This window comes from Pseudomonas sp. S3_G06, assembly GCF_054667565.1.
Genome location: NZ_CP162738.1, coordinates 3,058,541 through 3,070,936, shown reverse-complemented (window position 1 = coordinate 3,070,936; position 12,396 = coordinate 3,058,541). Strand labels below are relative to the sequence as shown.

Genomic DNA, 12,396 nt, shown 5'->3' with positions numbered 1-12,396 from the left:
GTGGCGTTAGGCACAGGAGCGGCTCTATAGGAGTAGCACAAGTCAGGCCGGGATCCCTGGCCGATCGATTTGTGCATCCAGCAGGGCCATGAAGGCGCGTGCTGCATTCGATAGCGTCCGTTCGGTGTGCAAGATATAGCCTAGCTGGCGAGTGAGCTGTATGCCCGGCAATGCGATGCTTGCCACTTGTTCGTCGAGCATGGTGCGCGGCAGCACACTCCAGGCCAGGCCGATGGAGACCATCATCTTGATGGTTTCCAGGTAGTTGGTGCTCATGGCGATGTTCGGCGTCAGGCCCTGGGCTTCGAACAAACGCTGGACGATGTGGTGGGTAAAGGTGTTGCCGCCGGGGAAAACCGCCGGATGGCCGGCGATGTCCGCCAGACTGACGGCACCGTTGTTGATCAGCGAATGCTCCGGGGCGACGACGAAATCCAGCGGGTCGTCCCACACCGGCGTGGCTTTGACCAGGGTATGCGGCTCTGGCGCGAGGGTGATGACCGCCAGTTCTGCGCGGCCGTGGAGAATTTCCTCGTAGGCCACTTCCGAATCAAGGAACTGAATATCCAGCGCAACCTGTGGGTAGCGGCGGGTGAACTCCCTTAATAGAGGCGGCAAGCGGTGCAGGCCGATGTGGTGACTGGTGGCCAGCGTCAGGCGACCGCTGACCTCGCCGGTCAGGTTGGTCAGGGCACGGCGGGTGTCGTCGAGCACATTGAGAATCTGATAAGCCCGTGGCAACAGGGCGCGCCCGGCCTCGGTCAGGCCGACTTCGCGGCCCAAGCGGTCGAACAGGCGCACCTTCAATTGCTGCTCAAGACCGGCGATGCGCTTGCTGATCGCCGGTTGGGTCAGATGAAGGCGTTCGCCGGCGCCGGAGAAGCTGCCGGTCTCGGCGATGGCAATAAAAGCGTTGAGGTTAGCCAAGTCCATGTCGCATTCCAGTTGGTTATCCAAAGCATAAAAAATATGAATTTGAGTTATTTAATCTAACCCCATAGGATCGGCCTCACAAGCCAAAGGGTTATTGATAAGCCCAGGGCATAGAAACAAGCTGATGAGGAACCGTCTGATGGCCGGCAAAACGCTCTACGACAAGCTCTGGGATTCGCATTTGGTCAAGCAGCGCGACGATGGCTCGGCGCTGATCTACATCGATCGTCACATCATCCACGAAGTGACTTCGCCGCAAGCTTTCGAAGGCTTGCGTCTGGCCGGGCGCAAGCCTTGGCGCATCGATGCCAACATTGCGACCCCGGACCACAACGTACCGACCACCCCGGAGCGCAAGGGCGGCATTGAAGCCATTGCCGATCAGGTTTCGCGTTTGCAGGTGCAGACCCTCGACGACAACTGCGATGAATACGGCATCGTCGAATTCAAGATGAACGACGTGCGTCAGGGCATCGTTCACGTGATCAGTCCGGAGCAGGGCGCGACCTTGCCGGGCATGACCGTGGTCTGCGGTGACTCGCACACCTCGACCCACGGCGCATTCGGTGCGTTGGCCCACGGCATCGGCACCTCCGAGGTCGAGCACGTCCTCGCCACGCAGTGCCTGGTGGCCAAGAAAATGAAAAACATGCTGGTGCGCGTCGAAGGCCAATTGCCGTTCGGCGTGACCGCCAAGGACATCGTCCTTGCGGTGATCGGCAAGATCGGCACCGCCGGCGGTAACGGCCACGCCATCGAATTTGCCGGCAGCGCGATCCGCGATCTGTCCGTTGAAGGCCGCATGACCATCTGCAACATGTCCATCGAAGCCGGCGCCCGCGTCGGCCTGGTGGCGGCGGATCAGAAGACCATCGACTACGTCAAAGGTCGTCCATTCGCGCCGAAAGGCGAGCAGTGGGACATGGCCGTCGAAGCCTGGAAAGACCTGGTTTCCGATGCCGATGCCAAATTCGATACCGTGGTCGAGCTGGACGCCGCGCAGATCAAGCCGCAAGTCAGCTGGGGCACTTCGCCTGAAATGGTCTTGGCCGTGGATCAGAACGTCCCGGACCCGGCCAAGGAAATGGATCTGGTCAAGCGCGACTCGATCGTCCGCGCCTTGAAATACATGGGTTTGACCGCCAATCAGGCGATCACTGACATTCAGCTGGATCGCGTGTTCATCGGGTCCTGCACCAACTCGCGCATCGAAGACTTGCGCGCCGCTGCGGTGATCGCCAAGGGCCGCAAGGTCGCCTCGACCATCAAGCAGGCGATCGTCGTGCCGGGCTCGGGTCTGGTGAAGGCTCAGGCTGAGGCCGAAGGCCTGGACAAGATTTTCCTTGAAGCCGGTTTCGAATGGCGTGAGCCGGGTTGCTCGATGTGCCTGGCGATGAACCCGGACCGTTTGGAGTCCGGCGAGCATTGTGCGTCGACTTCCAACCGTAACTTCGAGGGTCGTCAGGGTGCCGGTGGCCGTACCCACCTGGTCAGCCCGGCCATGGCAGCGGCGGCAGCGGTGAACGGCCGTTTCATCGACGTTCGTGAATTGATTTAAAGGAGCGCAGCATGAAAGCTTTTACCCAGCACACTGGTCTTGTCGCGCCTTTGGATCGTGCCAACGTCGACACCGATCAGATCATTCCCAAGCAGTTCTTGAAGTCGATCAAGCGCACCGGTTTCGGTCCGAACCTGTTCGACGAGTGGCGCTACCTCGATGTCGGCCAGCCGTATCAGGACAATTCCAAGCGCCCGCTGAACAAGGACTTCGTGCTTAACGCCGAGCGTTATCAAGGCGCCAGCGTTTTGCTCGCCCGCGAGAACTTCGGCTGCGGCTCGAGCCGTGAACACGCGCCGTGGGCGCTGGAAGAGTACGGTTTCCGCAGCATCATCGCGCCGAGTTACGCCGACATCTTCTTCAACAACAGTTTCAAGAACGGCCTGCTGCCGATCATCCTCAGCGATGCAGAAGTTGATGAACTGTTTAAGCAAGTTGAAGCCGAGCCGGGTTATCAATTGCAGATCGACTTGCAAGCGCAGACCGTGACCCGCCCGGATGGCAAGGTGTATAGCTTCGAGATCGACGCGTTTCGCAAGCACTGCCTGCTCAATGGTCTGGACGATATCGGTCTGACCTTGCAGGACGGCGATGCGATTGCGACGTTCGAGGCCAAGCATCGAGTTAGCCAGCCGTGGTTGTTTCGCGACGCTTGATTCGGGATTGATGTAGTCAGGGCGGGCCTTTTCGCGAGCAGGCTCGCTCCCACAGGGAATGTATTTCAAATAACACTGCTTACAGGATGTGATCCATGACCAGCACCGCCCAGCACACCCAGGTCGTCCAGAAGCAATTCGGCGAACAGGCCGCCGCTTACCTGAGCAGCGCGGTTCACGCCCAAGGCAGCGAATTCGCGCTGCTACAGGCTGAACTGGCCGGGCAGGGTGGTGCGCGGGTGCTGGATCTGGGGTGTGGCGCCGGTCATGTCAGCTTTCATGTGGCGCCGCTGGTCAGGGAGGTGGTGGCTTACGACCTGTCGCAGCAAATGCTTGATGTGGTTGCCGGCGCTGCCGTCGATCGCGGCTTGAGCAACATCATTACCGTCAACGGCGCTGCCGAGCGCTTGCCGTTCGCCGATGGCGAGTTCGATTTTGTGTTCAGCCGGTACTCGGCACATCACTGGAGCGACCTCGGTCTGGCCTTGCGCGAAGTGCGTCGGGTGCTGAAGCCGGGCGGGGTGGCAGCGTTTGTTGATGTGTTGTCACCGGGCAGTCCGTTGTTCGACACTTACCTGCAAAGCGTTGAGGTGTTGCGCGACACCAGCCACGTGCGCGACTACTCCGCCGCCGAGTGGCTGCGCCAGGTCAGCGAGGCCGGACTGCATGTGCGCAGTGCCACCCGCCAGCGCCTGCGTCTGGAGTACAGCAGTTGGGTCGAGCGCATGCGCACACCTGAAGTGATGCGCGCGGCGATCCGCCAGTTGCAGCAGTCGATGGGCAACGAAGTGGGTGAATATTTCGAAATTGATGCCGACGGCTCGTTCAGTACCGATGTGATCGTACTGATGGCCGAGCGATAAGAATTTTCCCGGCGCGCCGTTCACTGGCGCACCGCTTGAAGACACGAGGAAAGCATGAGCAAGCAGATTCTGATTCTCCCGGGTGACGGTATTGGTCCGGAAATCATGGCCGAAGCGGTCAAGGTGCTGGAATTGGCCAATGACAAGTACAGCCTGGGCTTCGAGCTGAGCCACGACGTGATCGGTGGCGCGGCCATCGACAAGCATGGCGTGCCGCTGGCCGACGAAACCCTTGATCGCGCCCGCGCTGCCGACGCCGTGCTGCTGGGCGCTGTCGGTGGGCCGAAATGGGACACCATCGAGCGTGATATCCGCCCTGAACGCGGTCTGCTGAAAATCCGTGCGCAACTGGGCCTGTTCGGCAACCTGCGCCCGGCGATCCTCTATCCGCAACTGGCCGACGCGTCGAGCCTGAAACCGGAAATCGTTGCCGGTCTGGACATCCTCATCGTCCGTGAGCTGACCGGCGGCATTTACTTCGGCGCGCCGCGTGGTACCCGTACGCTGGACAATGGCGAGCGTCAGTCCTACGACACCCTGCCGTACAGCGAAAGCGAAATCCGCCGCATCGCCCGTGTCGGTTTCGACATGGCCATGGTTCGTGGCAAGAAGCTCTGCTCGGTGGACAAGGCCAACGTCCTGGCATCCAGCCAGTTGTGGCGTGAAGTGGTCGAGCAGGTGGCCAAGGATTACCCGGAAGTCGAACTGAGCCACATGTACGTCGACAACGCCGCCATGCAGTTGGTGCGCGCACCCAAGCAGTTCGACGTGATCGTCACCGACAACATGTTCGGCGACATCCTCTCCGACGAAGCGTCGATGCTCACCGGCTCGATCGGCATGCTGCCGTCGGCCTCGCTGGACTCCAACAACAAGGGCATGTACGAGCCTTGCCACGGTTCGGCGCCGGACATTGCCGGTAAAGGTATCGCCAACCCGTTGGCAACGATCCTGTCGGTATCGATGATGCTGCGTTACAGCTTCAATCTGCACGACGCCGCTGATGCCATCGAAAAAGCCGTCAGCGTCGTGCTCGATCAGGGCTTGCGCACCGGCGACATCCACTCGGCCGGTTGTACCAAAGTCGGTACGCAGGAAATGGGCGACGCAGTAGTCGCCGCGCTGCGGAATCTGTAATCTCTCGGGCCCGCTGCGAAATTCAATACAAAGCAGCGGCCCACTTTTCAAGAAGGTGTAGTTGCGATGAAACGTGTAGGTCTGATCGGTTGGCGCGGGATGGTCGGTTCCGTGCTCATGCAGCGGATGCTGGAAGAGCAGGATTTCGATCTTATCGAGCCGGTGTTTTTCACCACGTCCAATGTCGGTGGCCAAGGCCCGTCCGTGGGCAAGGACATTGCTCCGCTCAAGGACGCTTACAGCATTGACGAGCTGAAGACCCTCGACGTGATCCTGACCTGCCAGGGCGGCGACTACACCAGCGAAGTATTCCCGAAGCTGCGTGAAGCCGGCTGGCAGGGTTACTGGATCGACGCGGCGTCGAGCCTGCGCATGAACGATGACGCGGTGATCATTCTTGACCCGGTCAACCGCAAGGTCATTGACCAGCAACTGGACGCGGGCACCAAGAATTACATCGGCGGCAACTGCACCGTCAGCCTGATGCTGATGGGTCTGGGCGGTCTGTTCGAGGCCGGTCTGGTCGAGTGGATGAGCGCCATGACCTATCAGGCGGCTTCCGGTGCCGGCGCGCAGAACATGCGTGAACTGATCAAGCAGATGGGCGCGACCCACGCCGCTGTCGCCGATCAACTGGCCGACCCGGCGAGCGCGATCCTCGACATCGACCGTCGCGTGGCCGAGGCCATGCGCAGCGAAGCGTACCCGACCGAGAACTTCGGTGTACCACTGGCCGGCAGTCTGATCCCGTGGATCGACAAGGAACTGCCGAACGGCCAGAGCCGCGAAGAGTGGAAGGCCCAGGCCGAGACCAACAAGATCCTCGGTCGCTTCAAGAGCCCGATCCCGGTCGACGGCATCTGCGTGCGCATCGGCGCCATGCGCTGCCACAGCCAGGCGCTGACCATCAAGCTGAACAAAGACGTACCGATCGCCGATATCGAAGGGCTGATCAGCCAGCACAACCCTTGGGTCAAACTGGTGCCGAACAACCGCGACATCAGCATGCAGGAGCTGAGCCCGACCAAGGTCACCGGCACCCTGAATGTACCGGTCGGTCGTCTGCGCAAGCTGAACATGGGTTCGCAATTCGTCGGCGCCTTCACCGTCGGCGACCAGCTGCTGTGGGGTGCGGCCGAACCGCTGCGCCGCATGCTGCGGATCCTGCTGGAGCGTTGATCGCTTGAAGCAATGAAGAAGCCCGTGCCTTGTGAGAGGTGCGGGTTTTTTTATGCGCAATGATCGTTCCCATGCTCCGCGTGGGAATGCATCCCGGGACGCTCTGCGTCCCTTCCAAAGCAGAACGCGGAGCGTCCGTTGAGACATTCCCACGCAGAGCGTGGGAACGATCGGTACGGGCAGAAATTGCCTGTGCGCCACCCACCCGGTAAAGTGCCGCTCCCCCCGTTTTGCCAGAGGTAGCTCCATGACCCAGACTTTCGATATCGCCGTTATCGGCGCCACCGGTACTGTCGGCGAAACCCTCGTACAGATTCTCGAAGAGCGCGACTTTCCGGTCGGCAACCTGCACCTGCTGGCCAGCAGTGAATCGGCCGGCAGCTCGGTGCTGTTCCGCAACAAAAACGTCCGTGTGCGCGAGGTCGACGAGTTCGATTTCAGCAAAGTCAGACTGGTGTTCTTCGCCGCTGGCGCTGCGGTGTCGCTGAGCTACGCCGCTCGCGCCCATGCTGCCGGTTGCTCGTTGATCGACCTGTCCGGCGCGCTGCCTGCGGATCAGGCGCCACAAGTGGTGCCCGAGGCCAATGCCGATATTCTCGCCAGTCTGAAAAGCCCGTTCCAGGTCAGCAGCCCAAGCCCGTCGGCCACTACGCTTGCCGTGGTGCTGGCGCCGTTGCTCGATCTGCTCGATCTGCAATACGTCAACGTCACCGCCAACCTGGCCGTTTCTGCGCAAGGTCGCGAAGCGGTCACCGAGCTCGCGCGGCAGACCGCCGAGCTGCTGAACATGCGCCCGCTGGAGCCTACGTTCTTCGATCGGCAGATGGCCTTCAACCTGCTGGCACAAGTCGGTACGCCTGATGCGCAGGGCCACACGCTGCTGGAAAAACGATTGGTTCGAGAGCTGCGGCAGGTGCTGGCAAAACCTTTATTGAAGATTTCTGCCACTTGCGTTCAAGCCCCGGTGTTTTTTGGCGATAGCTTTAGCGTGACCTTGCAGTCAGGCAGCGCTGTTGACCTGGAAAAAGTCAACGCCGCGCTCGAGGCTGCACCGGGCATCGAGCTGGTCGAGGCCGGCGATTATCCGACCGCGGTCGGCGATGCGGTGGGGCAGGACGTGGTCTATGTCGGCCGCGTGCGCAGTGGTGTCGACGACCCGGCGGAACTAAATCTTTGGCTGACGTCAGATAACGTACGCAAAGGCGCGGCGCTCAATGCCGTGCAACTGGCTGAGTTGTTGATAAAAGACCTGCTGTAAAAGATACTTGGCAACAATTTGTCGACTGATTCTAGGTGAGCGCTATGCTTGCCCGAAGCGCGTCGATGACGAGTCACCCTCCGGGACTTCCCGGGGCAGCACAGAAATGATCGCGCGCGGCGACCCCCGTCGTCGCGCGCAATGCCTTACGGCAGCGGTATTCAAAAGCTTCTCGCTGGCCGAGGAACGTTCAAACAAAGGATGAGGCTATGGTTCAAGTTCGCAAACTGGTGTTAGCAATAGCGGCCGCCTCGGCGCTGTCCTCCGGTATGGCGCATGCCCTCGGGCTCGGGGAGCTGACCCTGAAGTCGACCCTGAACCAGCCGTTGGTGGCTGAAATCGAGCTGCTCGACGTCAAGGATCTCACCGCCGCCGAGGTGGTGCCGAGCCTGGCTTCCCCTGAAGACTTCGCCAAGGCTGGCGTCGATCGGCAGGCCTTTCTCAATGATCTGACGTTCACCCCGGTACTCAACGCCAGCGGCAAAAGCGTGTTGCGCGTGACCTCGAGCCAACCGCTGTCGGAACCGATGGTGAAGTTCCTCGTGCAGGTGATGTGGCCCAATGGCCGCCTGCTGCGTGATTACAGCGTGCTGCTCGATCCGTCGAAGTTCTCGCCGCAGACCGCAGACGCCGCCGCGCAGCCGGCGCCGTCGCAGACCATCACTGCGCCAACCACTGGCGCCACCCATCGCAATCAATACACCACCACGCCGCGCGACACCCTGTGGGAAATCGCCGCGAAGGCGCGCAACGGTGGCTCGGTGCAGCAGACCATGCTGGCGATTCAGGCGCTCAATCCGAATGCCTTTATCGACGGCAACATCAACCGTCTGAAAACCGGCCAGGTGCTGCGTCTGCCCGATCCGGTACAAAGCACGGCGCTGCCGCAGTCGGCAGCCATCGCTGAAGTGGCGGCGCAGAACGAAGCGTGGCGTCAGGGCCGTCGTTACGTGGCCAAGCCTGGCACCGGTCAGCAGCAGTTGGATGCAACCAATCGCGGTCGTGGCAATACCGGTACAGCGGCCAACGCTCAGGACAATCTGAGCCTCGTCTCGGCGGAAAGCGCCAAGCCCGGCGCAAAAGGCCCGGCCGGCGACGCCAAGGCGCTGAGCAACAAACTGGCAATCACTCAGGAAAACCTCGACACGACCCGTCGTGACAATGAGGAACTGAAAAGCCGCATGGCGGATCTGCAGAGCCAGTTGGACAAGCTGCAAAAGCTGATCGAGCTGAAGAACAATCAACTGGCGAAGATGCAAGCCGACGGCGCTGGTGCCGGCGCTGCGCCTGGCGCCACTGCTGCTGTACCGCCGGTGCCGGCGATCACTGCCGAACTGGCGGCGACCCCGCCAGCCACCCCGGCCGACGCCGCAGCGGCTTCACCGACTCCAGAGTCGGCCATCGCGCCGCCAGCGGAATCCCCGGTTGAGCCGGTCGTCGAGCCAGTGGTTGAAACCACGCCGCCTGCTGCCGCCGATGACGACAAAGCCTTCAATGAACTGCTGACCAATCCGATCCTGCTCGGCCTGATCGGCGGCGGTGCGGTGGTTCTCCTGCTTCTATTGTTGCTGCTGGCGCGCCGTCGCAAAGCCCAGCAGGAGGCCGAAAAGCACCTGCGCATGGCCCGCGCTCTGGCTGAAGAGCAAGAGTTCTCCGCTGAGCAGGAACTGCCGGAAAGCAGCTTCTCTGGCCTGGAAACCCCGGCAGCCAGCGTCAAACTCAATACGCCAGCTCCGGCACCTGCGCCAGCCCCTGCACCGGTCGTCACTCCGGTGGTGATGGCTGCGCCGATTGCCGCACCTCTGGTGGCTCCGGCCGGCGAGCGATCGGATGATGTGCTCGACAAAGCGCAATCGCACATCAATGCCGGTCGCCTCAATCAAGCCGCCGCGCTGCTGGAAGAGGGCGTCAGCCTTGAGCCGGAACGCAGCGATCTGCGCCTGAAGCTGATGGAAGTCTACGGCCAGCAGGGCGATCGCGATGCGTTCGTTGCGCAAGAGCGTCAACTGGTGGCTAATGGCGATAACTTCGCCAAGGTCGAAGCACTGAAAAGCCGCTTCCCGGCCATGGCCGTGGTTGCTGCCGGTGGGCTGGCGGCTGCCGCCGTCGCTGCCGAGCTGGACGCACAGTACGTCAAGGAACTGCTGCAAGACGAGCCGCAAGCGCCCGAGACCGCCGCTGACGACCTCGACACCGCATTCGATTTGAGTCTGGACGACCTCGACAACATCACCCCGGTCGATCCTGCGCCAGCGGTCGAGCCAGAAGCGCCTGTCGAGCTCGACGCGTTTCCGGCCGAAGACGATCTGAGCTTCGCTTCGGTGCTGCAAGAGCAGACCGAGATGAAAGACAATCTCGACGATCTGTCGGACTTCGATCTGGATATGGATCTCGGCGCCGAACCATCGCCGGCCACGTTGGCTGAAGATGACTTCCTGCTGGATCTGGACGACGGCGTGAAGGACTTGCCGCCGGTCGAGACGCCGGTTGTCGCTGACGTGCCGCAGGACGATCTGGAGCTGCCAGCCGATTTCGACCTGTCGCTGGCGGACGAAATGGACAGCAACCCGGCTGCTGAGCCGGATGCCTTCGCGGCCGAGCTGGACGACGTCAATGCCGAGCTGGATCGCCTGTCGCAAAGCATGGCCGAGCCGAGCTTCACCGAAGCGGACGCGGCGATGGGTGACGATCTGGGCGAAGACGATTTCGACTTCCTCGCCGGCACCGACGAAGCGGCGACCAAACTCGATCTGGCCCAGGCCTACATCGACATGGGCGACGCCGATGGTGCGCGCGACATCCTCAACGAAGTGTTGACCGAGGGTGACGAGAAGCAGCGTGGCGAGGCCAAGGAAATGCTTTCCAACCTGGTGTAAGTTCAGCGGTAAACAACAAGCGGCAGCCCGGTGGGGCTGCCGTTTTTGTTTGTGCCGGATTCGGCGGTGTCTGATCGATTGCTTTCGCGAGCAGGCTCGCTCCCACAGGGGGGACGCATTGCAAATGTGGCAGCGAGCCTGCTCGCGAAGAGGGCGGTATTGCCGATAGAGAACTCTGGCATCCCCGGCCCACCGCCTTATAATGCCCGCCTTTGCAAAATCAGCAGGCTGTCCCACCTTGGCAAACATAGATAACCCGGTCGCCGAAATGGCGCCCGACGGCTTTTACCGCGTCGCGCTGGGCGTTGAGTACAAAGGCTCGCGCTACAGCGGCTGGCAGCGTCAGTTGACCGGTGTGGCGACGGTGCAGGAAGAGCTTGAAAAAGCTCTGTCGAAAGTCGCCAATTCGCCGGTTTCCCTGCAATGCGCCGGGCGTACCGATGCCGGCGTGCATGCCTGCGGCCAAGTGGTGCACTTTGACACCCAGGTTGATCGCTCGCTGAAAGCCTGGGTCATGGGCGCCAACATCAATCTGCCTCACGACATCAGCGTCAGTTGGGCCAGGGTCATGCCGGCGCATTTTCATGCGCGCTTCAAGGCCATCGCCCGGCGTTATCGCTATGTGATCTACAACGATCAGATTCGCCCGGCGCACCTCAACGAAGAAATCACCTGGAATCACCGCCCGCTCGACGCCGAGCGCATGGCCGAGGCCGCGCAGTACCTGATCGGTACCCACGATTTCAGCGCGTTCCGCGCCGGTCAGTGCCAGGCCAAGTCGCCGATCAAGAAGATGCATCACCTGCGCGTGACCCGACACGGCAAGATGATCGTGCTCGACATTCGTGCCAATGCCTTCCTGCATCACATGGTGCGCAATATTGCCGGTGTGCTGATGACCATCGGTGCCGGTGAGCGCCCGGTGGAGTGGATGAAAGAAGTGCTGGAGAGTCGCGAGCGTCGCTCCGGCGGGGTGACGGCGCATCCGTACGGGCTGTATCTGGTGCAGGTCGAGTACCACGACGAATTCCCGTTGCCCGAGCGCTTTATCGGGCCACATTTCCTTACGGGTTTCTCCGAACTTGACGGCTGACGCCCTCGGACGCTTTTGTTACCATCCGGGACGTTTTCGGATTTTGCCTTGAGGTTTTCCTGACATGTCAGCTGTTCGCAGCAAGATCTGCGGCATTACCCGCATCGAAGATGCGCTGGCCGCCGTCGAAGCCGGCGCCGATGCGATTGGTCTGGTGTTTTACGCCAAGAGCCCGCGTGCAGTGAATGTGCAGCAGGCAAGGGCGATCATCAAGGCGTTGCCGCCGTTCGTCACCACCGTGGGGCTGTTCGTCAATGCCAGTCGTTGCGAGCTGGGAGAAATCCTCGATGCGGTGCCGCTTGATCTGCTGCAATTTCATGGCGACGAAAGCGCGCAGGAGTGCGAAGGCTGGCATCGTCCGTACATCAAAGCGCTGCGGGTCAAGGCTGGCGATGACATTGCCGCTGCCTGCGATGCCTTCCCCGGCGCCAGTGGCGTACTGCTCGACACCTATGTCGAAGGGGTGCCTGGTGGAACCGGCGAGGCGTTTGACTGGTCACTGATTCCGCAACAGCTGAGCAAGCCGCTGATTCTGGCCGGTGGCCTGACGCCGGAGAACGTTGCTGATGCGGTAGCGCGGGTCAAGCCCTACGCGGTGGATGTCAGCGGCGGGGTAGAAGCGAGCAAAGGCATCAAGGATCACCACAAGATTCGCGCATTCATCAACGCGGTGCGCGGCAATACATCGTCGATGTGACGGCTGGCAGTCTGCCGCCGTCCATCAATGCACTTGCACAAAGCAGGCGCGGCTGAGGGTTGCTGAATCGTACGCAGGTCATGTTTCGCGCTGACCGCGACTGTTCATCAACCATCGCCACACACATGAATTTAGCTCAAGGGCAT

Annotated in this window: 10 protein-coding genes; 9 read left to right on the top strand and 1 reads right to left on the bottom strand. The window is 61.3% G+C overall.

What is annotated here, in order from left to right:
- Positions 1-42 precede the first annotated feature (42 nt).
- Complete coding sequence (locus AB4N47_RS13800; protein ID WP_024012384.1) at positions 43-933, bottom strand: LysR family transcriptional regulator; 891 nt, start codon at positions 931-933, stop codon at positions 43-45.
- 139 nt (positions 934-1,072) lie between these two features.
- Between AB4N47_RS13800 and leuC the strand changes: the two genes are divergently transcribed.
- The 9 genes from leuC (at position 1,073) to AB4N47_RS13755 (ending at position 12,250) form a co-directional block, all read left to right on the top strand.
- Entirely contained in the window at positions 1,073-2,491 is a 1,419-nt protein-coding gene (leuC, locus tag AB4N47_RS13795) for a 3-isopropylmalate dehydratase large subunit (RefSeq protein ID WP_016773930.1), read from the top strand.
- A gap of 11 nt (positions 2,492-2,502) precedes the next feature.
- Positions 2,503-3,147 carry a 3-isopropylmalate dehydratase small subunit gene (leuD, locus tag AB4N47_RS13790; RefSeq protein ID WP_024012386.1) on the top strand — a complete coding sequence of 215 codons (645 nt, stop codon included), beginning with the start codon at positions 2,503-2,505 and terminating at the stop codon, positions 3,145-3,147.
- A 95-nt stretch (positions 3,148-3,242) separates the two neighbouring features.
- The gene (locus AB4N47_RS13785; protein WP_341637936.1) at positions 3,243-4,010 is read left to right on the top strand and encodes a class I SAM-dependent methyltransferase; all 768 of its coding nucleotides are present in this window, start codon (positions 3,243-3,245) and stop codon (positions 4,008-4,010) included.
- Positions 4,011-4,064: 54 nt separating this feature from the next.
- Positions 4,065-5,147 carry a 3-isopropylmalate dehydrogenase gene (leuB, locus tag AB4N47_RS13780; protein ID WP_016773933.1) on the top strand — a complete coding sequence of 361 codons (1,083 nt, stop codon included), beginning with the start codon at positions 4,065-4,067 and terminating at the stop codon, positions 5,145-5,147.
- A gap of 66 nt (positions 5,148-5,213) precedes the next feature.
- Complete coding sequence (gene asd / locus AB4N47_RS13775) at positions 5,214-6,326, top strand: aspartate-semialdehyde dehydrogenase (RefSeq protein ID WP_186532610.1); 1,113 nt, start codon at positions 5,214-5,216, stop codon at positions 6,324-6,326.
- Positions 6,327-6,573: 247 nt separating this feature from the next.
- A complete protein-coding gene (locus AB4N47_RS13770) occupies positions 6,574-7,584 on the top strand; it encodes an aspartate-semialdehyde dehydrogenase (protein WP_122506453.1) in 1,011 nt (336 codons plus the stop codon).
- Between the two features lie 209 nt (positions 7,585-7,793).
- Complete coding sequence (locus AB4N47_RS13765; protein WP_341637935.1) at positions 7,794-10,460, top strand: FimV/HubP family polar landmark protein; 2,667 nt, start codon at positions 7,794-7,796, stop codon at positions 10,458-10,460.
- 268 nt (positions 10,461-10,728) lie between these two features.
- Positions 10,729-11,553, top strand: coding sequence for a tRNA pseudouridine(38-40) synthase TruA (truA, locus tag AB4N47_RS13760; RefSeq protein WP_016773937.1), 825 nt, complete (start codon positions 10,729-10,731; stop codon positions 11,551-11,553).
- Positions 11,554-11,617: 64 nt separating this feature from the next.
- Complete coding sequence (locus AB4N47_RS13755) at positions 11,618-12,250, top strand: phosphoribosylanthranilate isomerase (RefSeq protein ID WP_341637934.1); 633 nt, start codon at positions 11,618-11,620, stop codon at positions 12,248-12,250.
- The last annotated feature ends 146 nt before the right edge of the window (positions 12,251-12,396 follow it).